The following is a 23,393-nucleotide window of genomic DNA, read 5'->3' on the forward strand; positions in this document are numbered from 1 at the left end:
CGTGTCGTCGTGGCGAGCGACGCCCGACGGTCCGGAGCCCGGCGGCGTCGCGCTCACAGGGACGGTGTGGGCTGCTGAACGTCGGCGGACGACGTCACGCCACGCGCCCGCAACGACGCCGGGATCGCCGCGAGGTACGCGTCGAGGTTCCGCTTGGTCTCGCCGACGGAGTCGCCGCCGAACTTCTCGAGCACGGCGTCGGCCAGGACGAGCGCCACCATCGCCTCGGCGACGACGCCCGCGGCTGGAACGGCACAGACGTCCGAGCGCTGGTGGTGCGCCGAGGCGTCCTCGCCGGTCGCGACGTCGACCGTGTGCAGCGCGTGGGGCACCGTCGCGATCGGCTTCATCCCGGCACGGACGCGGAGGACCGTGCCCGTGGACATGCCGCCCTCGGTGCCGCCGGCGCGGTCGGACGTGCGGTAGATCTCGCCGTCGGCCTGGAACAGCTCGTCGTGGGCCGCGGAACCCCGCCGCGCCGCCGTCGCGAAGCCGTCACCGACCTCGACGCCCTTGATCGCCTGGATGCCCATGATCGCGGCGGCGAGCCGGGCGTCGAGACGCCGGTCCCACTGCACGTGGGACCCGAGCCCCGGCGGGAGACCGTAGAACAGCACCTCCACGACGCCGCCGAGCGTGTCGCCGTCCTTCTTGGCGGCCTCGACCTCGGTGACCATGCGCGCGCTCGTGGCGGCGTCGAAGCACCGCAGCTGGTCGTCGTCGAGCCGGTCGACGTCCGTGGGCACGGGCAGCGGCGCGTCGTCCGGTACCCGCACCGTGCCGACCTGCAGCGTGTGGCTCACCGACGTGATGCCGAGTTCCGCCAGGAACGACTTGGCGACGGCGCCGAGTGCGACTCGCGCCGCGGTCTCGCGCGCCGACGCGCGCTCGAGGATCGGACGCGCCTCGTCGAACGCGTACTTCTGCATGCCCACGAGGTCGGCGTGGCCCGGTCGGGGTCGGGTGAGCGGCGCGTTGCGACCGCGGGAGGCGTCCGTCGTCTCGACCGGCTCGGCGTTCATCACCTCGACCCACTTGGGCCACTCGGTGTTCCCGACGCGGATCGCGATCGGGCTGCCGAGGGAGGACCCGTGGCGGACACCACTCGAGATGTGCAGCTCGTCCTGCTCGAACTTCATGCGGGAACCACGACCGTACCCGAGCTTGCGGCGCGCGAGGTCGGCGCGGATCTGCTCGTACGACACCGGGACGCCGGCCGGCAGCCCCTCGAGCACGGCGATGAGTTCGGGTCCGTGGGACTCACCTGCGGTCAACCAGCGAAGCATGGTGTCCATCCTCCCACAGCCCGAACGGCCGGCCGCCGCCCGGGATCACTTGTAATCGGGGTGGGCCTTCATCCACGCCTGCCACTGGGCGACCGCGGCCTCGTGTTCCGCGTAGGTCGTCGAGAACACGGTCGCTCCGGTCTGCAGGTCGACCGTCACGAAGTACAGCCAGCTACCGGCCGCGGGATGCATGACCGCGTCGATGGCGATGTCGCCCGGGTTCGAGATCGGACCGGGCGGGAGCCCCTTGTGCTGGTACGTGTTGTACGGGTTGCCCGCGTCCGCGCGTTCGGCGTCGGTCGTGGTCACCCGGTCCGTGTGCCCGGTGCCGTACGCGACCGTCGCGTCCGACTGGAGCGGCATGCCCTGGTCGATGCGGTTCTGGAACACCCGGGCCACCTTCGGGTAGTCGGCGGCGAGTCCGGCTTCCTTCTGCACGACCGAGGCGAACGTCACGACGTGCGCGCGTTCGGCCACCGGCACCCCTGCGTCGTCGAGGTGCTGGTTCATGGTGTCGACCATCGACTGGAAGTACTGCGTTGCCGTCCACGACGGGTTGATCGGGTACGTGGCGGGGAACAGGTAGCCCTCGAGGCTCGTCACGCCCGCAGGGAGGCCGTAACCCGAGACGTCCGCGGCGGCGGCGGTCACCGACGCCTGCGTGAGGCCGGCCTTGCTCACGAGTGACGCCTCGACGTCCTTGAGCACCGCGCCCTCGGGGATCAGGACCGTCGCGGTCACCTTGTTCGCGCTGTCCTGCAGCGCCGCGAGGGCCGCCTTCGCGCTCATGTGGTGCTTGAGCTGGTACGAACCCGGCTGGAACTGGACGTCCTGCTTGGTGAGGAGGAGCTGGTAGAACGCGGTCGAGGTCTTGACGACACCGCTCCGGTGCAGGGTCTTCGCGACGTCGCTGCCGATGTCACCCTCCTTGATGGTGACCGTCACCTTGCCCGTGCCGCTCCCCGTGTAGTCGGTGGGTTCCTGCTTCTTCGTCAGGCTCGCGACGACCGACTGGACCTTCGGCACCACGAACAGGGTGGCGCCGGCACCCCCCGCGAGCACGATGGCGACGATCACGATGCCCGCGACGACCGCGCCCCGCGAGCGACGGCGGCGCGGCGGCTGCGGACGCCGGGAGGCCCCACCGCGACGCCCGGAGCGACGCCCGTCGCCGACTCCCCCGTCGCGGCCCGCCGCGGCTCCGACGGCGACCGCGGCGCCATCCTGCTCGGCCCGGCCGGGCGCGTCTCGGTCGGCGGTCTCGTCGTCGTGGTGGCCGAACAGCGCACGGACGTCGCTGTGGTGGTGGTCCTGTGGGTCGGTGACGACGTCGTCGCCCCCGCTGCTGCGGTCGGCCCGGGCCGCGGCCTCTCGAGCTGCGCGGCGGGTCAGGTGGGGAGGACGAGCATCGGCGGCGCTGGGTTCGAGCGGAGCTCCGGCTCGGTCCGGAGCGGAAGGTGCCCGGTCGTCGGCGGCCCCGACGGCGCGGTCGTCACGCTGCTGGTCGGCATCGTCGCCGGGCGCGATGATCGCACGCCAATCAAGGTCGTCTGCCACGCTGCTCGATGTTCCTCGGGTCGGTGTTGCTCGGATCGGGTCGCTCTCGCACGAGTCACGGGAGCAGTGACCCCGGCGGAGTGCCTCCCGAGCGCTCTCGGTCGAGCGCATGTTGCAGAATGATAACAGCGGCGGCTTGGTCGATGACGGCTCGCGATCTCCGGCTGTCCCGGCCCGCCTCGCGCATGCCCCGCTGGGCGCTCACGGTCGACAGCCGTTCGTCCACGAGACGCACCGGCACCCGGGTCGCGATCCGTGCGGCGAAGGCCCGCGCGTCCGTGGTCGATGGGGTGTCGTCTCCGGACAGCGACAACGGGAGCCCGACGATCACCTCGATCGCGCCGTACTCCGCCGCGAGCTCGAGGATCCGGGGCACGTCTCGCCGGTCATCGCGACGGACGGTCTCGACCGGGGTGGCGAGCAGGCCGTCGCGGTCCGACACCGCCACCCCGATGCGCGCCCGTCCGACGTCGACGCCGAGGCGCCTCCCGGTGCGCACGCCGGTCAGGCGCCGAGACGATCGGTGACCGCGCGGAGCGCTGCGGGGAGCGCCGCCACGTCGGTGCCGCCGCCCTGGGCGAGGTCCGGCTTGCCGCCGCCGCCCCCGCCGAGGACGCCGGCGGCCTCCTTCGCGAGGGGGCCCGCCTGGACGCCGTGCTGTCGAGCGGCGTCGTTGGTGGCGACGATGACGGCCGGTTTGCCGTTCACGACCGCACCGAGCACGACGACGGCCGCGTCCGTGCCGAGCTGCCCGCGCACGGCGGTCGCGAGGGACCGGAGGTCGTCCGACGAGTTCAGGCCCTCGACCGTCTGCGCGACGACGGTGGTGTCGCCGACCTTGCCAGCGGTCCGAGCGATGCCCGGGACGCGCTGCTGCAGGTTCGCCGACTCGAACTCGGCGATCCGCTTCTCGGCGCTCTTGAGGTCGGCCATCAGTCCGGCGACACGGGCGGGGAGGTCCTCGCGCGGCGCCTTCAACGCGCTCGACAGCTGCGACACGATGGTCCGCTCGACGGCGAGGTCGCGGAAACCCTCGAGCCCGACGAGCGCCTCGACACGGCGGTTCGTCGACCCGACGCTGCTCTCGCCCACGAGGTTGACGAGCCCGACCTGGGCGCTCGACGCCACGTGCGTGCCACCACACAGCTCGCGCGACCAGGGTCCGCCGATGTCGACCATCCGGACCTCGGACCCGTACTTCTCGCCGAAGAGTGCCTGCGCCCCGAGCGCCTTCGCCTCGTCGAGCGGCAGGACACGGGTCGTGACGTCGAGGTCGGACCGGATGGCGCCGTTCACGACGTCCTCGATCTCGGTCCGCGTCGCGAGGGACACGGGCTGGCTCCACGAGAAGTCGAGTCGCATGTACCCGGCCTTGTTGTACGAGCCGGCCTGCAGCGCGTCGGGCCCGAGGATCTCGCGCAGTGCCGCGTTCACCAGGTGCGTCGCGGAGTGGGCCTGGGTCGCACCGCGCCGGTACTCGGCGTCGACCACCGTGGTCGCGGCGTCACCGACCCCGACCTCGCCCGACCGCACCTGCACCGTGTGGCTGTACAGGCCCGCGACCGGCTTCTGCACATCGAGCACCTCGAGGTCGAAACCGTTGCCGACGATCGATCCCTGGTCGGCGTCCTGTCCGCCCGACTCCGCGTACAGCGAGGTCTCGGCGAGGACGATCTCGGCGATGTCGCCCGCCACCGCGCGGTCCACGCCCCGGCCGTCGACGATGATCCCGAGCACACGGGTCTCGGTCTCGAGGGTGTCGTACCCCGTGAACACGGTCTCGCCCTGGGCACGGAAGGCGCTGTAGACGCTGAGGTCCGCCAGCGCGCGCTTCTTGCTCTTGGCGTCGGCCTTGGCACGAGCACGCTGGTCCGCCATGAGGGTGTCGAACGCCGCGCGGTCGACACGCAGGCCGGCCTCCTCGGCCATCTCGAGCGTGAGGTCGATCGGGAACCCGAACGTGTCGTGCAGGAGGAACGCGGTGTCGCCGCCGATCGGCGCACCCCCGTCCTGCTTGGCGCGGTCGACGGCGACGTCGAGGATGGTCGTGCCCTGCTCGAGCGTGCGGAGGAACGCGTCCTCCTCGGCGAAGGCGAGCCGCGCGATGCGGTCGAAGTCGTCGTGGACCTCGGGGTACGCGGCCTTCATGGCGTCGCGGGACGCCGGGAAGAGCTCCGGGAAGGTGGCGTCCTGGACCCCGAGGAGTCGCATCGCGCGGACCGAACGCCGGAGCAGCCGCCGGAGGATGTACCCGCGGCCCTCGTTCGACGGCTGGACACCGTCCGACATGAGCATCAGCGACGACCGGACGTGGTCCGCGATGACGCGCATGCGGACGTCGTCGCCGTGGTCGGCGCCGTACCGACGACCGGAGAGCTCCGCGGCGCGGTCGAGCACCGGGCGGACCTGGTCGATCTCGTACATGTTGTCGACGCCCTGCTTGAGGAAGGCGACGCGCTCGAGACCCATGCCCGTGTCGATGTTCTTGCTCGGGAGCTCCCCGACGATCTCGAAGTCGTACTTCGAGCGGACGTCCTGGATCTGGTACTGCATGAACACGAGGTTCCAGATCTCGACGTAGCGGTCGTCGTCGGTCGCGGGGCCGCCGTCGGCGCCGTAGGCAGGACCGCGGTCGAAGAAGATCTCGGAGCAGGGGCCCGCCGGGCCGGGTTGACCGGTCGACCAGTAGTTCGTGTCCTTGTCGAGCCGCTGGATGCGCTCGTCCGGCAGCCCGGCGATCTGCTTCCAGTACCGGATGGCCTCGTCGTCGTCCTTGTACACGGTGACCCAGAGGTCCTTCGGGTCGAACCCGAGACCCCCGTCCGACTCGTTCGACGTGAGCAGCTCCCACGCGTACGTGATCGCCTGCTCCTTGAAGTAGTCGCCGAACGAGAAGTTCCCGTTCATCTGGAAGAACGTGCCGTGCCGCGGCGTCCGCCCGACCTCTTCGATGTCGTTCGTGCGGATGCACTTCTGCACGCTCGTGGCCCTGGGGAACGGCGCCGGCACCAGACCGGACAGGTACGGGATGAACGGGACCATCCCCGCGACGGTGAACAGCAGCGAGGGGTCGTCCGACACGAGCGAGGCGGAGGGGACGACGGTGTGGCCACGGTCCCCGAAGTACTCGAGCCAGCGGCGGCGGATGTCAGCGGTCTGCATGGTGCTTCCTGGTCGTGACGGTGGACTGGCGGGGTGACGGAACGGGCCCCCGGGCGGAGACCGGGGCCGGCCGCACCGATGGGGTCAGGCGTGGTCGCCGGGGCGTGCCCGCAACTCGGCCTCGCGCGAGCGGTAGCCATCGGCGACGGCGGATGCGAAGGCCTTCGCCGCCGATCCGGCCCGGACCACGGGGCGCTGGGCAGCCTGCGACCGGTCGACCCGCCGCGCGAGGACGAACCCCACCACGAGACCGACGGCGACGAAGAACAGCTGCTTCACGTCCGGCTCCCTCCCACACCCGCAGGCGTGCCCTGCCCAGCTTAGTGCGGTCCGCCGGAACGCCGGAGGGCGGGCCGTCCGCTGTGGACGACCCGCCCTCGGCGGTGGTGCTGTGGATCAGCGGGCGGCGTAGTACTCGACGACCAGCTGGACCTCGCAGGTCACGGGGACCTCGGCGCGCTTCGGGCGACGCACGAGGCGGGCCTGGAGCTTGTCGATCTCGACCTCGAGGTACCCGGGCACCTTCGGGAGGACGTCCAGGTGACCACCGGCGGCGGCGACCTGGAACGGCTCGAGCGACTCGGAGCGCTGCTTGACGTGGATCAGCTGCCCCGGCTTGACGCGGAACGAGGGACGGTCGACGAGCTTGCCGTCGACCAGGATGTGGCGGTGCACGACGAGCTGGCGTGCCTGCGCGGTGGTCCGGGCGAAGCCGGCGCGGAGGACGAGCGCGTCGAGACGCTCCTCGAGGAGCTCGACGAGGCTCTCACCCGTCAGGCCCTTCGACTTGCGGGCCTCTTCGAAGACGATGCGGAGCTGCTTCTCGCGGATGCCGTACTGGGCACGCAGACGCTGCTTCTCACGGAGGCGGACGGCGTAGTCGCTGTCGGCCTTGCGGCGGGTGCGACCGTGCTCACCCGGCCCGTAGGGGCGCTTCTCGAGGTAACGGGCCGCCTTCGGCGTCAGCGGGATGCCGAGCGCGCGCGACAGGCGGGTCTTGCTGCGGGATCGTGACTTGGTAGACACAGGGTCCTTTTCTGTACTGAACGAACGGATCACGGTGGCCCCGCCGTGCGCACACGACGATCACCTGCGGCGCTCCGCTGACGCGGATCGGACCGCCCGTGACGGGATCCAGAGGGATGAGCCTGTGGGATCGGACGGCTACAGTCCGAACCGCGGTCACTGCGGTCCTCGACGCAGCCGCACGCGAGGACCCGGACGTGGGCGCGAACAGCATAGCAGGGCGGCCGCGGCCGTCGGAAGCAGCGAGGCCGTCCGTGTCAGGATCCGCGGATGATGCGCCGCAGTCGGTCGAGTCGCGGTCCGACCTCGCGCTCGTTCCCGTTCGTCGTGGGGCTGTAGTACTCGGTGCCCTCGAGGACGTCGGGGAGGTACTGCTGTCGCGCCACCCCGTGCTCGGCGTCGTGCGCGTAGACGTACCCCTTGCCGTGGCCGAGCCGCTTCGCACCGGGGTAGTGCGCGTCGCGCAGGTGGGTGGGGACGACTCCCATCCGGCCCGCCCGGACATCGGCGATCGCCGCGTCGATGCCGGTGTACGCGGCGTTCGACTTGGGTGCGGTGGCGAGGTAGACCACCGCCTCGGCGAGGGGGATGCGGCCCTCGGGCATCCCGATCAGCTGCACGGCCTGGGCTGCGGCGACCGCGATCGGGAGCGCCTGGGGATCGGCCATCCCGATGTCCTCGGACGCCGAGATGATCACCCGGCGCGCGATGAACCGCGGGTCCTCGCCCGCCTCGATCATGCGGGCCAGGTAGTGCAGCGCGGCATCGACGTCGCTGCCACGGATCGACTTGATGAACGCGCTGATGACGTCGTAGTGCTCGTCCCCCTGCCGGTCGTACCGCAGGAGCGCGCGGTCCACCGCGGCCGCGATCGTCTCGGCCGTGACGACCGGCACGGTCTCGTGGTCGTCCGACGCCGCGATCGCCGACTGCGCGGCCGCCTCGAGGGCGGTCAGGGCACGGCGGGCGTCACCCGAGGCGAGTCGGACGAGCGCCGCACGGGCCTCGTCACCGAGGACGACGGTCCCGGCCAGTCCACGAGGATCCTCCACGGCGCGGTCGACCAGGGTCCCGAGGTCCGCGTCGGACAGCGGGCGCAGTGTCAGGAGCAACGACCGGGAGAGCAGGGGCGCGATGACCGAGAACGAGGGGTTCTCGGTCGTCGCGGCGATGAGGACGACCCAGCCGTTCTCGACCCCCGGCAGCAGGGCGTCCTGCTGGGCCTTGCTGAACCGGTGGATCTCGTCGAGGAACAGGACGGTGGTCGAGCCGTAGAGATCGCGGTGGGCGAGGGCGCGCTCCATCACCTCGCGCACGTCCTTGACGCCTGCGGTGACGGCGCTCAGTTCGACGAAGGCCCGACCGGAAGAACGGGCGATGGCCTGCGCGATGGTGGTCTTGCCGGTGCCCGGTGGGCCCCAGAGGATGACCGAGACGCCACCGGGACGGTCGTCCGCTCCGGACGCCAGGGACACGAGGGGTGATCCGCGCCCGAGCAGGTGCCCCTGCCCGGCGACCTCGTCGAGGCTCGTCGGCCGCATGCGCACGGCGAGCGGCGCCGCGCCTTGACCGACGCCCGGCGCGCTCTGCACGCCCGTCACCGACCGGTCCGCTGCCATGTCCCCCATGGTAAGCGGCGGCACCGACACGATGCGCGGGACCGGGAGGACGCCACCACCGCAGGCCGCGGCGATCGGTCATCGGGTCGTCCACTACGATCCTCCCTGGCACCGGGGCGGCCGGGACGCGGGACCAGGGCGGAGGACACGTGGCACCGAGGAACCAGGGCAGGGATGCCAGGGAGGCGCGCGACCGCCTCCGTCTGTACCAGGCGCGCCAGGGCCTCCACGACCGGCGACGCCGGAGGCGGCGGCGGGACGACCTCGTCGCACTCGTCGCACTCGTCGTCGTCGCGGCACTCGCCACGGGCTCACAGCTCGTGCACGACGAGCGGACGACGGCCTCCGCATCGGCATCGGCATCGGCATCGGCATCCGCCACGAGCACGCCGACCCCGTCCGCCAGCGCCACCGCGGCGGACACCGGGAACGTGCCGAGCGCGTCCATCGCGAAGGCCTCGACCTGGACCGGCAGGCTCACGCTCAACAAGACGGTCACGTTGGACATCGAACTCGACGGGAAGGCCGCACCCCAGTCGACGAGCGTCCTGGTCGACCTCATCCGCAAGCAGTTCTACGACGGCACGTCCTGCCACCGGCTCAGCGTCACGAAGGGGGCACAGTTCATCCAGTGCGGCTCCGCCAACGGCGACGGCACCGGGGACGCCGGGTTCGAGTACGGACCGCTCGAGAACGTGCCCGCGGACGGCGACTACCCGACCGGCACGATCGCCATGGCCAGGAGCAGCTCGCAGTACTCCCAGAACACGCAGTTCTTAATCACCTACGGCGACACGCACCTCGACGGCTCGACCGGCGGCTACACGGTCGTCGGCAAGGTGACCGCGGGGCTCCCCCGGCTCCGGAAGACGATCACGTCGAAGGGGATCGGCACCGCCGGCAGCGACGGTACCGGTGCGCCGAAGGTCCCCACGACCATCACGGGCGCGACCATCGCCATCGAGCGGTGACCCACGGCCTCCCCGGCGGACCGGTTGGTCCTGTGTCGGAGGTGCCGCCGCCACCGGCCGCCCACGCCCCTGGCAAGTGACCCGTCGCCATCACAGCCCGTGCAATAGGCTGGCGTCCTGACCGGCCGACGGTGACGTCGGCGAGCACGACCACGATCGAGGCGAGACCTGTGGGACCTGACGAAGCAACGAGCTGGGGGCGAGTCGACGAGACCGGGACGGTGTACGTCCGGTACGGCGACGACGAGCGTGCGGTCGGTGAGTACCCCGACGCCGCCCCGGAGGAAGCCCTCGCCTACTACGCCCGGAAGTACGCCGACCTCGAGGGTCAGGTGCGGATCGCCGAGCAGCGCGCGCAGCGCGGCGCTTCGGCGTCGGACATCGGCCGGACGGTCGAGCACCTCCGCACGGCGCTCGCCGACGCTCGGGTCGTCGGCGACATCCAGGCCCTCGAGCGGCGCGTGGACGTCCTCGGCGAGCAGGTCGGCTCCCTCGGTCGTGAGCAGGCCGAACAGGCCGAGCAGGCCCTGACCGACGCGCTGGCGTACCGACGGGGCCTCGTCGAGGAAGCCGAGGCACTGGCGGCGGTGGATCCGGCACGGGCGCAGTGGAAGCAGATCACCACGCAGCTCGACGACGTCTTCGCCCGGTGGCAGCGGCACCAGCACGATGGTCCGCGGATCCCGAAGAACGAGGGCAACGAGCTGTGGAAGCGGTTCCGCACCGCCCGTTCCACCGTCGACCAGCACCGCCGTGCCTTCTACGCCGACCTCGACGCGCAGCACCGCGAGGCACGGTCCCGCAAGCAAGAGCTCGTCGACCAGGCCGAGGCGCTCGCGACCCGCGGCTCGGACGGCATCCCCGCGTACCGCCAACTGCTCGAGGACTGGAAGCACGCCGGCCGCGCGGGCAAGCGGTACGACGACGCACTGTGGAGCCGGTTCAAGGCCGCGGGTGACGTCCTCTTCGCGCAGAAGCACGACGAGGTCGCCCGCGAGTCCGAGGAGTACACGGCGAACCTCGACGCGAAGCTCGCGCTGCTGACCGAGGCCGAGCCCCTGCTCCAGGAGACCGACCGGGTCGCGGCACGCCGACGCCTGACCGACATCCAGCGCCGGTGGGACGAGATCGGTCGCGTGCCGCGCGACCGCGTCCGCAGTGTCGAGGACCGCATGCGTGCGATCGAGTCGCACGTCCGCGGGCTCGAGGACGAGCACTGGCGCGAGTCGGACCCCGAGCGCAAGGCCCGGTCCGCCGGGCTCGCGAGCCAGCTCGAGGACGCCATCGGCAAGCTCCAGGCCGAGCTGAACGACGCCGAGGCCTCGGGTGACACCGCTCGGATCAAGGCCGCGCAGGAGGCCCTGGACGCCAGGAGGATCTGGCTGGACGCACTGGGATCGTGACGTCGTCGGCGACCCGCTCGTCGGACGTGCCCGGGTCGCGCCGCCGGCCGCCGGCCGCTGGTCGACCCACCAGCTAGTCGACGCCCAGGATCACCCGGATCTCGCGGTCGTCCTGCCGCATCTGCGCCGCGAGCGCGTCCATGCCGTCGAACGCGACCATGCCGCGCACGTAGGCGACGAACATCACCGTGATGACGTCGTCGTACAGGTCGATGTCGACGTCGAGCAGGTGCGCTTCGATCTGCTTCTCGGGGACGCCCTCGAACGTCGGGTTGTTCCCGACGGAGACCGCGGCCGGGTAGGTCCGGCCCCGATGCAGCACCCGCGCGGCGTACACGCCGTCCGCGGGCACGAACCCCTCGCAGTCGGGATCGAGGTTGGCGGTCGGGTAGCCCATCTCGCGCCCGCGCTCGTTGCCGTGCACGACCGTGCTCCGCACGGCGTGGTCGCGGCCGAGCAGCCGCGCGGCCTCCGCGACGCGACCGACGGACAGCAGCTCGCGGATCCAGGTCGACGAGACGCGCCGTTCCCCCGCGGACCGGCCGTCGTCGACGAGGTCTACGTCATCGATCAACCGGACGGAGAACCCGTGCTGCTCGCCGAGGCGCCGGAGCAGGTCGACGTCGCCGGCACCGCGGGCGCCGAACCGGAAGTCGCTCCCGACGAGCACGACCCGTGCGTGGAGGGCACCCACGAGGACGCGCGCGACGAACTCGGCGGCGGGCAGCGACTGCAGGGACTGGTCGAACGGCAGCAAGAGGGTCGCGTCCACCCCGGCCGCCTCGAGCAGCTCGCGCCGCTGCCGGATGCTCGTGAGCGCCGGTGGCACGTGCCCGGGATCGAGCACCGACAGCGGGTGACGATCGAAGGTCACGACGGTGGACACGAGGTCGCGTTCACGCGCGGCGTCCTCGAGCTGCGCGATGACGGCGCGGTGCCCGACGTGGACGCCGTCGAACTTGCCGATCGTGACCGCGCTCGGACCGAAGCCCGCCGGGACCTCGGCGAGGTCGGCGAAGTACTGCATGGTCACTCCCCCGAGGTCGCGGCGTCGGCACGACCGGCCGCGGCCCGCTCCGCGTCCGGCTCGGGCGCGACGCGCGACGACGGCGGGTCCGCCGCGATGGCCTGCACAGCGGCACGGTGGTGGGTCCGCAACCACCACAGCCCGGCGACCGGCAGGACGAGGGGCACCCAGTAGTACCCGGCTCCGAAGCCCGACCACACGGTGTCGTCGGGGAACAGGGCGTGGTCGAACAGCGACAGGAACCCGATGACGACGACCCCGACCATCTCGAACCCGATCGTCACCCAAGCGACGCGGTACCAGGTGCGGCCCGGGGCGATGAGCGCGACCATCGCGACGATGTAGACCACGGCGGACAGGGCACTCAACGTGTAGGCGAACGGCGCGTGGTGGAACTTCTCGATGATCTGCACGACGCTGCGTCCGGTCGCCGCGAGGGCGAGGATGCCGTAGACGGCGATGAGGACGCGACCGATGCCGGTCGCGCGAGAGGACTTGGTCGGCATCGCCCCGATTCTAGCGGCCGGGAGGCACGGCTCGGTCTGGCGCCGACCGGTCACGCCTGGGCGAACCAGATCTGGGACATCCGGTAGACCATGACCGCGACGGTGAAGGCTCCCGCTCCGAGCACCACGGTGCTCCACCGGGTGCGGTCGATGAGGGCCCAGACGATCGCCGCAGGTGGGACGAGCAGCACCGACACCGCGTACACCCCGAACTCGAGCGCGTTTCCCCTCGGCGGGTTGCCCACCGCGGGTTGCACGATCGCGACGACACCCTGGGCGATGAGCAGGAGCTCGATGAGCACGAGCGCGCCGACGGTCGGGTCGTTCGGCTTCCAACCGATCAGGCCGACCACGACACAGAAGAGGCCGGTGAGGGCCGCGAAGCCGACCTGGACCCAGGTGAACCAGTCGATCATGCGTCCGCTCCTGTCGGGAAGTTCGTGATGACCCGCAGCGCGCCACGTCGGACGGACACGAGTCCGACGAGGCGGTCGTCCGCCGCGGCGACGGCCGCGACCGGACCGTCGGTGTCGGCCAGGTCGGTCGGCACCCGTTTGCCGTCGCTGAGGTCCCGTGCCGCTGCGGAGTCGAGCACGACCTCCCGGAACAGGACGCGGGCGACGTCCGCCGGACGGCGCAGCCGGGCCCGGACGTCTACGTCGTCGTCCTCGAGCACGACGGCGTCGGCGACGGCGAACGGTCCGATCCGGGTCCTGCGCAGTGCGGTGAGGTGGCCGCCGGTCTCGAGGGCCACCGCGACGTCACGGGCGAGGGCGCGGACGTAGGTGCCGGAGGAACACTCGACGTCGACGTCGAGGTCGACGACCGGGGTCTCCACGCCCTCCACGGCCACGACCAGGTCACGCCGGGCCAGGACGTCGAAGCGCGCCACCGTCACACGTCGCGGTTCCAGCTCGACGGTCTCGCCCGCGCGTACCCGGGCGTACGCCCGTCGGCCGTCGACCTTGATGGCGCTGACCGTGCTCGGCACCTGCTCGATGGTCCCCCGCTGCGCGCCCACGGCCTCCTCGAGCCGGACGTCGTCGAGCGCGTCCGGGAGCAGTCCGGGGGACGCGACCACGGCACCGTCGGCGTCGTCGGAGTCGGTCGCGACACCGAGCCGGATCGTCGCGGTGTACCGCTTGTCGAGGCCGACCAGGTGCGTCAGCAGACGCGTCGACGGCCCGACACCGAGGACGAGCAGACCCGTCGCCATCGGGTCGAGGGTCCCGGCGTGCCCGATCTTGCGGATGCCGAAGCGTCGGCGCGCGATCGAGACCGACCGGTGGCTGGAGATGCCGCCCGGCTTGTCGACGAGGAGGATCCCGTTGGGGGCCGGTTCGAGCACCGGGAAAGGGTAGCAGCGCCGGCGCTCAGCCGACGTCGCGCAGGTCGCCTCCGGCTAGCACGCGTCCGCCCAGTTCCGCCGCGGGTGCTCGGGGTCCGTCACGTCGAGGACGGCCGACGCAGCACCCTTCGGGTCGTCCTGACGGACGTACGTGGTGAACGGGTCGTCGGCGCGCGGCTCGGACCGATCGTCGCGCTCGACCCACAGGGACCAGCGCCAGAGGGACCGCACGGACCGCGACAGCAGGCGCTTCCCCGTGACGACGAGGATCCCGGGGTCGGTGCCGATCGTCCGGAAGGGATCGACGACCTCGGCTCGGAGGCCATCGGCATCCGTCGAGGACGCCGCGGCGTGCATGGCCTTGACCCCCTGCTGCTCGAGTGCCGCGACGAGGCTCGCTGCGACGCGCTCCAGGTCGACGCCCGGCCCGCCGTCGACCGCGATCACCGTCCGAGCGGCGCCCGCGTTGTGCGCGACCTCCGTCGCGATCGCCTGCATGGTGTCGGTCTCCTGCGGTGCCCATCGTGCCATCGCTCCACCGTAGGCTCTCCTGGTGGTCCCCGTTCCGCGCCCCGAGCACCCCTCGGACGTCTCCCCAGACGTCGCCGCCCGGGAGGCCCGACCCGGCCCCGACATCGCGACCCCGCTCATCGCGTGGTTCCGCCAGCACGGCCGCGACCTCCCGTGGCGACGACCCGGGTTCCCCGCCTGGGGCACGATGGTGAGCGAGATCATGCTCCAGCAGACACAGGTCGCACGGGTCGTCCCACGGCTCGAGGCGTGGCTCGCGCGCTGGCCGACGCCAGCCGCCCTCGCCGCCGACCCGCCGTCCGAGGCGGTCCGTGCCTGGGACCGGCTGGGCTACCCGCGACGCGCGCTCGCGCTGCACGCCGCGGCGACCGCCATCGTCGACCGACACGAGGGCGTCGTCCCATCGGACGTCGACGCCCTCCTCGCGCTCCCCGGCATCGGCGACTACACGGCGCGGGCGATCGCGGTGTTCGCCTTCGGGCTGCGCCACCCGGTCGTCGACGTCAACGTCCGCCGGGTCCTCGCCCGGGCGCTGCTCGGGCAGGCCGAGCCGGGGCCGGCGAACGCTCGACGTGACCTGCCGCTGATGGCTGCGGTGCTGCCTCCCGATCTCGAGGACGCGGCTGCGACGAACGCGGCGGTCATGGAGCTCGGCGCGCTCGTGTGCGTCGCGAAGCGGCCCGCATGCGACGTGTGCCCGATCTCCGATCGATGCCGGTGGCGCGCGCAGGGGCACCCCGCGCACGACGGCCCGCGGGCGCCCCGGCAGTCGCGGTTCGCCGGGAGCGACCGACAGGTCCGCGGGCTGATCATGGCCGAACTCCGGGCCAGCGACGTCCCGGTGACCCTGGACGAGATCGCGATGGTGTGGCCCGACGCCGAGCAGCGCGACCGCGCGCTCCGATCGCTGGTGCGGGACGGGCTCGCCGTCGGGTCCGACGCCGTCGGCTACTCGCTGCCCGGGTCCGCCTGACGGGTGACGACGTCGGCCGAGTGCTCGTCGTCGTCCTCGTCGTCGTGTCGGTACGGGTCGGCGTCGCCCGCGTAGGACGCGGCGGACGCCTGTGCCCGCGCCGCGGCGTCGCGGTCACGCGCCTCGGCGAGCAACGCGTCGATGTGCGCAGCGTTCTCCGGCACGGCGTCGGCGATGAACTCGAGGGTCGGGGTCAGCCGAGCGGTGATGTTCTTGCCGACCTCGCTGCGGAGCATGCCGGTCGCGGACTTCAGCGCCGCCGCGGTGTCCTGCCGCTCCTCGTCCGAGCCGTACACGGTGTAGAAGACGGACGCGTGCTGCAGGTCGCCGGTCACCTGGACGTCCGTGATCGTGACGAATCCGAGACGCGGGTCACGGATGCCCTTGTCCAGCCGCCTGGCGACGATCTCCTGGATGCGGTCCGCCATCTTGCGGGCGCGCTGTGGGTCGGCCATGGGGTCCTCCTGGTGGTGTGGGAACGAGGGCGGGGCCCCGCCGGGACGCGGTGTGCGTCCCGGCGCGGCCCCGCCGGACGAGCGGACTCAGCCGCGCGGCTTCTCGACCATCTCGATGGTCTCGATCTCGTCGCCGATCTGGATGTCGTTGTACTTGCCGAGACCGACGCCCGCCTCGAAGTCCGTCCGGACCTCGGTGACGTCGTCCTTGAACCGGCGCAGCGACTCGATGGCGAGACCGTCGGCGAGCACGACGCCGTCACGGATGACGCGCGCCTTGGCGTTGCGCGTGATCGTGCCGGACCGGACCACCACACCGGCGATGTTGCCGAACTTCGACGAACGGAACACCTCGCGGATCTCCGCCACACCCGACTGGACCTCTTCGAACTCGGGCTTGAGCATGCCCCGCAGGGACTGCTCGATGTCCTCGAGTGCCGAGTAGATGACCGAGTAGAAGCGGATGTCCACACCCTCGCGAGCGGCACGTTCCCGTGCCTTCGTGTCGGGGCGGACGTTGAACCCGATGATGATCGCGTTGTCGACCGTCGCGAGGTTGACGTCCGACTCCGTGACCGCACCGACACCGCGGTGGATGATCCGGAGCTGGACGCTCTCGTCGACCTCGATCTTGAGCAGCGACTCCTCGAGCGCCTCGACGGCACCGGAGACGTCACCCTTGATGATGAGGTTGAGCGCGTCGACCTTGCCCTCTTCGAGTGCACGGGTGAAGTCCTCGAGCGAGATGCGCTTGCGGGCCTTGGCCAGCTGGGCGTTGCGCTCGACGGCCTCGCGCTTCTCGGCGATCTGGCGGGCCGTGCGATCCTCCTCCGTCACCAAGAAGGTGTCACCGGCACGCGGCACGCTCGACAGACCCTGCACCTGCACGGGACGACTCGGCGTCGCGGCCTCGACCGCGTTGCCGTTCTCGTCCATCATCGCGCGGACGCGGCCGTAGGCGGTGCCCGCGACGATCGCGTCGCCGACGTGCAGCGTCCCGGACTGGATGAGCACGGTCGCGACCGCACCGCGTCCCTTGTCGAGACGCGCCTCGATGGCGACACCGCGGGCGTCCTTGTCGGGGTTGGCACGGAGATCGAGTCCCGCGTCGGCCGTGAGCAGCACGGCCTCGAGCAGGGCATCGATGTTCGTGTTGTTCCGCGCGGACACGTCGACGAACATGACGTCGCCGCCGTACTCCTCGGCCACGAGCCCGTACTCGGTGAGCTGCTGGCGGACCTTGGCGGGGTTCGCGCCTTCCTTGTCGATCTTGTTCACCGCGACCACGATCGGCACGTTCGCCGCCTGGGCGTGGTTCAGGGCCTCGACCGTCTGCGGCATGATGCCGTCGTCGGCCGCGACCACGAGGATCGCGATGTCCGTCACCTGGGCACCACGGGCACGCATGGCGGTGAACGCCTCGTGACCCGGGGTGTCGATGAACGTGATCGGGCGCTCGATGCCCTCGTGCTCGGAGATGACCTGGTACGCACCGATGTGCTGCGTGATGCCGCCGGCCTCACCCGCGACGACGTTCGCGTTCCGGATCGCGTCGAGCAGGCGGGTCTTGCCGTGGTCGACGTGACCCATGACCGTGACGACCGGCGGACGGGCGACGAGGACCGAGTCGTCCTCGTCGTCGAGCTCGGCGTCGAGGTCGATGTCGAAGCCCTCCAGGAGCTCCTTGTCCTCGTCCTCCGGCGAGACGATCTGGATCTTGTAACCGAGCTCCTCGCCGAGGACCTCGAAGGTCGCCTCGTCCAGCGACTCGGTCGCGGTCGCCATCTCACCGAGGTGGAACAGCACCGTCACGAGGTTGCCGGGGCTCGCGTCGATCTTGTCCGCGAAGTCCGAGATGCTCGCACCACGACGCAGCCGGACGACCGTGTTGCCGTCACCGCGCGGGACCTGCACGCCGCCGATCGACGGCGCCTGCCGCATCTCGTACTCGGCGCGCTTCGTCCGCTTCGACTTGCGAGCGCGGCTCTTGCCGCCACCACGACCGAACGCACCAGCGGTGCCACCACCCGGACCACGGCCACGACCGCCACCGCCGGCCGGACGCGCGGGTCCGAAGCCAGGGCGCTGGAATCCGCCACCGGCACCGGCTCCGGCACCACCGGGACGCTGGAAGCCACCGCCCTGGCCGCCACGGCCGGGCCCACCCGGACGCTGGCCGAAGCCGTTCGGACGCGCACCCTGACCGGGCCCACCCGGACGCGGAGCACCGGGCCGGGGAGCGCCCGGACGCGGCGGCTGCGGACGCGGGATGCCACCCGTACCGCCACCCGGACGCGGCATGCCCTGGTTCTGCGAGAACGGGTTGTTGCCGGGGCGGGGCGGGCGCGAGCCCATGCCCTGACTCGACGAGTAGGGGTTGTTGCCCGGGCGCGCGCCGCCCGGCTTCGGGCCGGGGCGTGCGGCGCCCGGCTTCGGCGCCGTCGACGATGCGGCACCGTCGACCTTGTCGGCCTGGTTCTTCTGCGCCTGGGCCTTCTGGGCGGCCTCGGCCTGCGCCTGCCGCTCGGCCACCGACATGGGGGCGGCCGGACGCGGCGCGTCGTTCACCGAGGGCTGCTCCGCTTCGACGGGCGCGGCGGGCGCGGGTGCCGGTGCAGCGGGGCGCGGTGCCTGCGGGCGCGGCGCGGCCTTCGGTGCCGCCGGCTTGGTCGCCGACGACGACGTCGCGCCGGATGCCTCGAGCGCCGCGCGGAGCTTGCGGGCGACGGGCGGCTCGATGCTCGAGCTCGGGCCCTTGACGAACTCGCCGAGCTCCTTGAGCTTCTCGAGCGCGGTCTTGCTGTCGACACCGAGCTCGCTGGCGATCTCGTGTACGCGTGGTTTTGCCACTGTTCTCCTTCTCGGGTCCCACCCGAGAAGGGTGGGACTCACTGAGTGATGGGTCTCATTTCGAGCCGCTCATCAGTTGTCCATAAGCCGTTCAGCCTGTTCTGTCGTGTCGAGGTCCCGTACCGGGTCCTGGCCCGACCGGAGTCGTTCCAGGTACTCGCGGACCGCCGACGTGTCCGGTTCACGATCCAGCCGCAGCGCGCGTCGGAAGGCCCGACGCGAGACGGCCAGCTCGTACGCATCGACCGTCGGGGTGATCCACGCGCCCCGGCCTGGCATGACTGCCTTCGGATCCACCACGACGCGGTCGCCACGGGCGACGACTCGGAGGAGGGAGGATCGGGGTGCACGGCGACGACTGCCGATGCACGTTCTGACGGGTTCCACTCTACTCCCTGCCTCGGACGGACGCGATCCCGGCACGCCAACGAGGCGGTGCGGTCAGCGAACGACCGCGCGCGCTCCGCATCCGGCGCTCAGTCGCCCTCGAGGATGGAGTCCGGCTGGATGTCGATCCGGGCACCGGTCAGCTTCGCCGCGAGGCGGGCGTTCTGCCCCTCTTTCCCGATGGCGAGCGAGAGCTGGTAATCCGGGACGAGGGCGCGGACCGCCTTGGTGGACTTGTCGATCACGAACGAACTCGTGACCTTCGCCGGGGACAGGGCGTTGCCCACGAAGGTCGCGAGGTCCGGCGAGTAATCGACGATGTCGATCTTCTCGGCCCCGAGCTCGTTCGTGACCGAACGGACGCGCTGGCCGAGCTCCCCGATGCACGCACCCTTGGCGTTGACGCCGGGCTCGTTCGCCTTGACCGCGATCTTCGTGCGGTGACCTGCCTCGCGCGCCATGGACACGATCTCGACCACGCCCGACGCGATCTCGGGGACCTCGAGCGCGAAGAGCTTGCGGACGAGACCCGGATGCGTCCGGGACACGGTGATCTGGGGGCCCTTGTGTCCCTTGCCGACACTCGTCACGTACACGCGGAGCCGCTGACCGTGCGGGTAGGTCTCGCCAGGGACCTGCTCCTCGGGCGGGAGGATGGCCTCGATCGTGCCGAGGTCGACGTGCACCATGCGTGGGTTCGGCCCCTGCTGCACGACGCCGGCGACGATGTCACCCTCTTTTCCACGGAACTCGCCGAGGACCTTGTCGTCGCCGATGTCCCGGAGCCGCTGGTTGATGACCTGCTTGGCCGCGAACGCCGCGATACGACCGAAGTCGTTCGTCTCGTCGACGGACTCACCGACGACGGTGCCGTCGTCGTCACGCTCGGGGACGTAGACACGCACCTGGCCCGACTTGCGGTCGAGCTCCACCCGCGCCTGCGGGTCGGCCGGCTCACCGTTCTCGGCTGCGTGCTTCTGGTACGCGGTGAGGATGGCCTGCTCGATGATGGTGACGAGTTCGTCGAACGGGATCTCCCGCTCCCGTTCCATGAGCCGCAGCACCGCGAGATCGATCTGCATCGAGGGCCTCCAGTATTCAGATGATGGGAACCCCGCGCTCGGACACCGCGCGGAAGGCGGCGTCCAGGATAGCGCACGTCGACCGCCCGCCGGCGCCGCACTTCCTGTCCGACGACCGGGAGGCACGACGCAGGCCCGTCGATCCGGACCGGATCGAGTGGACGGCGCGATCAGATCGCGCGCACGGCCGCGAGCACCTCGGCGACCGGGACCTCGCGACGCTCCCCCGCTGCACGGTCCCACAGCTCCACCACGCCGTCGCCCGCGTTCCGGCCCGCGACGACGACCACCGGGACACCGATGAGCTCGGCGTCACCGAACTTGACACCCGGCGACACCTTCGGCCGGTCGTCGTACAGGACGTCCATCCCGGCGTGCTCGAGCTCGGCGATGATGCCCGACGCGACGTCGTAGGCCACCTGGTCCTTGCCCGTGGCCACGACGTGGACATCGAAGGGGGCGACGTCCTTCGGCCAGACGAGCCCACGGTCGTCGTTGTGCGCCTCGGCGAGGATCGCCATGATGCGCGTGATGCCGATCCCGTAGGAACCCATCGTCACCGTGGCGAGCTTGCCCCGCTCGTCCTGCACCTTGAGACCGAGCGCCTCGGCGTACTTGCGCCCGAGCTGGAACACGTGCCCGATCTCCATGCCGCGCGCCGTCTCGAGCGGACCCGAGCCGTCGGGAGCGGGGTCCCCCGGTCGCACGTCCGCGACCTCGACGACGCCGTCGGCCACGAAGTCGCGCCCGGCGACGAGCCCCGAGACGTGACGCCCGGCGGTGTTCGCGCCCGTGATCCACGTGGTGCCGTCGACGACCCGCGGATCGAGGAAGTACCGGAGTCCGGTCTCGCTGTCCGCGCCGAGGAACTGCCGCACCGAGCCCTCGGTCCCGTGCCCGGCAGCGGCCTCCTCGATGAACGACGCGGCCGTCGGACCGATGTAGCCCTTGACGAGCGACCGGTGCTTCGCGAAGTCCGCGTCCGTCGCGGGCTCCACCTCGGCCGGGGCGAAGGCGACCTCCGCACGCTTCAACTCGACCTCTCGGTCGCCGGGGAGCCCGACGACGACGATCTCGCGCGTGCCGTCGAGGTGGGTGAGCGCGAGCACCACGTTCTTCAGCGTGTCCGATGCGCTCCAGCCGCTTCCGTCGCGCGGCGCCACCGCGTTCGCGTGCTCCACGAGGCTCGCGATCGTCGGCGTCTCGGCCACGGGCAGGAGGACGGGTGCCGGGAGTCCGGTCGTGGGCGACGCCTCGGGCACCGGGGTCGTGTACGCCTCGATGTTCGCCGCGTACCCGCCGGCACTCCGCACGAACGTGTCCTCGCCGACGGCGATCGGGTGCAGGAACTCCTCGCTCCGGCTCCCACCCATCGCGCCGGCGTCCGCCTGCACGATCACGTACTCCAGGCCGAGGCGCGTGAAGATCCGCTCGTAGGCGTCGCGCATGACCTGGTAGCTGGCGTCGAGCCCGGCGTCGTCGATGTCGAACGAGTAGGCGTCCTTCATCGTGAACTCGCGCCCGCGGAGCAGACCGGCACGAGGCCGGGCCTCGTCGCGGTACTTGTCCTGGATCTGGAACAGCGTGACCGGCAGGTCCTTGTACGACGAGTACAGGTCCTTGACGATGAGCGCGAACATCTCCTCGTGCGTGGGCGCCAGCAGGTAGTCCGCACCCTTGCGGTCCTGGAGGCGGAAGATCCCGTCCCCGTACTCCGTCCAGCGGTTCGTCGCCTCGTACGGCTCGCGCGGGAGCAGTGCCGGGAAGTGGACCTCTTGTGCGCCTGCGGCGGTCATCTCCTGGCGCACGATGGCCTCGATCCGGCCCTTGACCCGCAGCCCGAGCGGCAGCCAGGCGAAGATGCCGGGCGCCTGCCGACGGATGTAGCCCGCGCGGACGAGCAGCTTGTGGCTCCTCACCTCGGCGTCCGAGGGATCGTCGCGGAGCGTGCGGAGGAAGAGGTGCGAGAGCCGTGTGACCACGCGGAAAGCCTACCGGCCGCGCAGGACGCCCGAGCGGCCCGCAGCAGGACCATCCGCGCGCCGTCCGGTCCGACGCATCTACGCGGTGACGACCTCGGGGCTGCCGACCTCTCCGGCGGGCATCTCGGCCGCGAGGCGGTTCGCCTCGGCGATCAGGGTCTCGACGATCTCGGCCTCGGGCACGGTCTTGATGACCTCGCCCTTGACGAAGATCTGGCCCTTCCCGTTGCCCGACGCCACGCCGAGATCGGCCTCGCGCGCCTCACCCGGTCCGTTGACGACGCAGCCCATGACTGCGACGCGGAGCGGGACCGTCATGCCCTGCAGGCCCTCGGTGACGTCGTTCGCCAGCGTGTAGACGTCGACCTGTGCCCGGCCGCAACTCGGGCACGAGACGATCTCGAGCTTGCGCTCGCGCAGGTTGAGCGACTGCAGGATCTGCAGGCCGACCTTGACCTCTTGCGCGGGCGGTGCGGACAGCGACACGCGGATGGTGTCGCCGATGCCTTCACCGAGGAGGATGCCGAAGGCGGTCGCGCTCTTGATCGTGCCCTGGAACTCCGGTCCGGCCTCGGTGACGCCGAGGTGGAGCGGCCAGTCCCCCCGCTGCGCGAGCAGTCGGTATGCCTGGACCATGACGACCGGGTCGTTGTGCTTGACGGAGATCTTGAAGTCGTGGAAGTCGTGCTCCTCGAACAGCGAGGCCTCCCACACCGCCGACTCGACGAGGGCCTCCGGCGTGGCCTTGCCGTACTTCTGCAGGATGCTGGGCTCGAGCGACCCGGCGTTCACACCGATGCGCAGCGAGACGCCGGCGTCCTTGGCTGCCTTGGCGATCGCACCGACCTGGTCGTCGAACTTGCGGATGTTGCCCGGGTTGACCCGGACGGCCGCGCAGCCCGCGTCGATCGCCTGGAACACGTACTTCGGCTGGAAGTGGATGTCCGCGATCACCGGGATCTGGGACTTCTTCGCGATGATCGGGAGCGCGTCGGCGTCGTCCTGGCTCGGGACCGCCACGCGCACGATGTCGCAGCCGGACGCGGTGAGTTCCGCGATCTGCTGCAGGGTGGCGTTGATGTTCGTGGTCGGCGTCGTGGTCATCGACTGCACACTCACGGGTGCGTCGCCGCCGACGAGGACCTTGCCCACCTTGATCTGGCGCGACTTGCGGCGCGGAGCGAGGGTGACGGGGGCCTTGGGCATACCGAGATTGACTGCTGGCACG

21 protein-coding genes are annotated in these 23,393 nt (G+C 71.3%); 3 read left to right on the top strand and 18 right to left on the bottom strand.

All coding sequences use genetic code 11. The features are described from left to right. Positions 1-53: 53 nt before the first annotated feature. The 7 genes from aroC to DEI93_RS09050 all read right to left on the bottom strand — a co-directional run bounded on the left by aroC (position 54) and on the right by DEI93_RS09050 (position 8,650). The gene (gene aroC, locus DEI93_RS09020; protein WP_111119384.1) at positions 54-1,286 is read right to left on the bottom strand and encodes a chorismate synthase; all 1,233 of its coding nucleotides are present in this window, start codon (positions 1,284-1,286) and stop codon (positions 54-56) included. Between the two features lie 45 nt (positions 1,287-1,331). Further along, entirely contained in the window at positions 1,332-2,843 is a 1,512-nt protein-coding gene (gene mltG / locus DEI93_RS09025) for an endolytic transglycosylase MltG (protein WP_258372188.1), read from the bottom strand. Between the two features lie 55 nt (positions 2,844-2,898). Next, complete coding sequence (gene ruvX, locus DEI93_RS09030) at positions 2,899-3,351, bottom strand: Holliday junction resolvase RuvX (protein WP_111025716.1); 453 nt, start codon at positions 3,349-3,351, stop codon at positions 2,899-2,901. Continuing rightward, positions 3,348-6,005 carry an alanine--tRNA ligase gene (gene alaS, locus DEI93_RS09035; protein WP_111009161.1) on the bottom strand — a complete coding sequence of 886 codons (2,658 nt, stop codon included), beginning with the start codon at positions 6,003-6,005 and terminating at the stop codon, positions 3,348-3,350. The genes ruvX and alaS overlap by 4 nt, the downstream gene beginning before the upstream one ends. A gap of 84 nt (positions 6,006-6,089) precedes the next feature. Continuing rightward, positions 6,090-6,284 (bottom strand): hypothetical protein, encoded by a 195-nt coding sequence (locus tag DEI93_RS09040; RefSeq protein WP_111009162.1) that lies wholly within the window; start codon positions 6,282-6,284, stop codon positions 6,090-6,092. Between the two features lie 117 nt (positions 6,285-6,401). Next, positions 6,402-7,031: a 30S ribosomal protein S4 gene (gene rpsD / locus DEI93_RS09045; RefSeq protein ID WP_111009163.1), complete on the bottom strand. Its 630-nt coding sequence runs from the start codon at positions 7,029-7,031 to the stop codon at positions 6,402-6,404. Positions 7,032-7,288: 257 nt separating this feature from the next. After that, positions 7,289-8,650 carry a replication-associated recombination protein A gene (locus DEI93_RS09050; protein WP_111009363.1) on the bottom strand — a complete coding sequence of 454 codons (1,362 nt, stop codon included), beginning with the start codon at positions 8,648-8,650 and terminating at the stop codon, positions 7,289-7,291. 149 nt (positions 8,651-8,799) lie between these two features. Here DEI93_RS09050 and DEI93_RS09055 point away from each other — a divergent pair, with 149 nt between their 5' ends. After that, positions 8,800-9,621 (top strand): peptidylprolyl isomerase, encoded by an 822-nt coding sequence (locus tag DEI93_RS09055; RefSeq protein ID WP_111119385.1) that lies wholly within the window; start codon positions 8,800-8,802, stop codon positions 9,619-9,621. A gap of 170 nt (positions 9,622-9,791) precedes the next feature. Next, the gene (locus DEI93_RS09060; protein ID WP_181435995.1) at positions 9,792-11,024 is read left to right on the top strand and encodes a DUF349 domain-containing protein; all 1,233 of its coding nucleotides are present in this window, start codon (positions 9,792-9,794) and stop codon (positions 11,022-11,024) included. Positions 11,025-11,097: 73 nt separating this feature from the next. Here DEI93_RS09060 and DEI93_RS09065 read toward each other — a convergent pair whose 3' ends face one another. Genes DEI93_RS09065 through DEI93_RS09085 form a run of 5 tightly spaced genes read right to left on the bottom strand, consistent with a single transcriptional unit; the run spans position 11,098 to position 14,436 of the window. Further along, complete coding sequence (locus DEI93_RS09065) at positions 11,098-12,051, bottom strand: bifunctional riboflavin kinase/FAD synthetase (protein WP_111025653.1); 954 nt, start codon at positions 12,049-12,051, stop codon at positions 11,098-11,100. A gap of 2 nt (positions 12,052-12,053) precedes the next feature. After that, positions 12,054-12,557, bottom strand: a complete 504-nt coding sequence (locus DEI93_RS09070; RefSeq protein WP_111009166.1) for a hypothetical protein — start codon at positions 12,555-12,557, stop codon at positions 12,054-12,056. A gap of 50 nt (positions 12,558-12,607) precedes the next feature. Further along, positions 12,608-12,973 carry a hypothetical protein gene (locus DEI93_RS09075; protein ID WP_111009167.1) on the bottom strand — a complete coding sequence of 122 codons (366 nt, stop codon included), beginning with the start codon at positions 12,971-12,973 and terminating at the stop codon, positions 12,608-12,610. Beyond that, positions 12,970-13,905 (bottom strand): tRNA pseudouridine(55) synthase TruB, encoded by a 936-nt coding sequence (truB, locus tag DEI93_RS09080; protein WP_111009168.1) that lies wholly within the window; start codon positions 13,903-13,905, stop codon positions 12,970-12,972. Before truB ends, DEI93_RS09075 begins: the two co-directional genes overlap by 4 nt. Positions 13,906-13,959: 54 nt before the next feature. Continuing rightward, positions 13,960-14,436 carry a hypothetical protein gene (locus DEI93_RS09085; protein WP_111119386.1) on the bottom strand — a complete coding sequence of 159 codons (477 nt, stop codon included), beginning with the start codon at positions 14,434-14,436 and terminating at the stop codon, positions 13,960-13,962. Positions 14,437-14,539: 103 nt separating this feature from the next. Between DEI93_RS09085 and DEI93_RS09090 the strand changes: the two genes are divergently transcribed. Continuing rightward, positions 14,540-15,409: an iron-sulfur binding domain-containing protein gene (locus DEI93_RS09090; RefSeq protein ID WP_220035627.1), complete on the top strand. Its 870-nt coding sequence runs from the start codon at positions 14,540-14,542 to the stop codon at positions 15,407-15,409. Here the strand turns inward: DEI93_RS09090 and rbfA are convergent. From rbfA to ispG, 6 genes are all read right to left on the bottom strand, one after another. After that, positions 15,385-15,864: a 30S ribosome-binding factor RbfA gene (gene rbfA, locus DEI93_RS09095; RefSeq protein ID WP_111119387.1), complete on the bottom strand. Its 480-nt coding sequence runs from the start codon at positions 15,862-15,864 to the stop codon at positions 15,385-15,387. The genes DEI93_RS09090 and rbfA overlap by 25 nt on opposite strands. Positions 15,865-15,951: 87 nt before the next feature. Continuing rightward, entirely contained in the window at positions 15,952-18,714 is a 2,763-nt protein-coding gene (infB, locus tag DEI93_RS09100; protein WP_111009172.1) for a translation initiation factor IF-2, read from the bottom strand. A gap of 72 nt (positions 18,715-18,786) precedes the next feature. Further along, the gene (locus DEI93_RS09105) at positions 18,787-19,137 is read right to left on the bottom strand and encodes a YlxR family protein (protein WP_349815059.1); all 351 of its coding nucleotides are present in this window, start codon (positions 19,135-19,137) and stop codon (positions 18,787-18,789) included. 53 nt (positions 19,138-19,190) lie between these two features. Beyond that, the gene (gene nusA, locus DEI93_RS09110; protein ID WP_111009174.1) at positions 19,191-20,183 is read right to left on the bottom strand and encodes a transcription termination factor NusA; all 993 of its coding nucleotides are present in this window, start codon (positions 20,181-20,183) and stop codon (positions 19,191-19,193) included. 170 nt (positions 20,184-20,353) lie between these two features. Further along, positions 20,354-22,165, bottom strand: a complete 1,812-nt coding sequence (locus DEI93_RS09115) for a proline--tRNA ligase (RefSeq protein ID WP_111119389.1) — start codon at positions 22,163-22,165, stop codon at positions 20,354-20,356. A 78-nt stretch (positions 22,166-22,243) separates the two neighbouring features. Continuing rightward, on the bottom strand, positions 22,244-23,392 hold the full coding sequence (gene ispG / locus DEI93_RS09120) for a flavodoxin-dependent (E)-4-hydroxy-3-methylbut-2-enyl-diphosphate synthase (RefSeq protein WP_181434785.1): 1,149 nt from the start codon (positions 23,390-23,392) through the stop codon (positions 22,244-22,246). Position 23,393 lies beyond the last annotated feature (1 nt).

The organism is Curtobacterium sp. MCBD17_035 (assembly GCF_003234815.2).
Lineage (GTDB): Bacteria > Actinomycetota > Actinomycetes > Actinomycetales > Microbacteriaceae > Curtobacterium.

Coding starts and splice junctions, on each gene's coding strand:
- aroC (WP_111119384.1), bottom strand. CDS start 1,286: ATGCTTCGCTGGTTGACCGCAGGTGAGTCCCACGGACCCGAACTCATC.
- alaS (WP_111009161.1), bottom strand. CDS start 6,005: ATGCAGACCGCTGACATCCGCCGCCGCTGGCTCGAGTACTTCGGGGAC.
- DEI93_RS09050 (WP_111009363.1), bottom strand. CDS start 8,650: ATGGCAGCGGACCGGTCGGTGACGGGCGTGCAGAGCGCGCCGGGCGTC.
- DEI93_RS09065 (WP_111025653.1), bottom strand. CDS start 12,051: ATGCAGTACTTCGCCGACCTCGCCGAGGTCCCGGCGGGCTTCGGTCCG.
- DEI93_RS09070 (WP_111009166.1), bottom strand. CDS start 12,557: ATGCCGACCAAGTCCTCTCGCGCGACCGGCATCGGTCGCGTCCTCATC.
- DEI93_RS09075 (WP_111009167.1), bottom strand. CDS start 12,973: ATGATCGACTGGTTCACCTGGGTCCAGGTCGGCTTCGCGGCCCTCACC.
- DEI93_RS09085 (WP_111119386.1), bottom strand. CDS start 14,436: ATGGCACGATGGGCACCGCAGGAGACCGACACCATGCAGGCGATCGCG.
- rbfA (WP_111119387.1), bottom strand. CDS start 15,864: ATGGCCGACCCACAGCGCGCCCGCAAGATGGCGGACCGCATCCAGGAG.
- nusA (WP_111009174.1), bottom strand. CDS start 20,183: ATGCAGATCGATCTCGCGGTGCTGCGGCTCATGGAACGGGAGCGGGAG.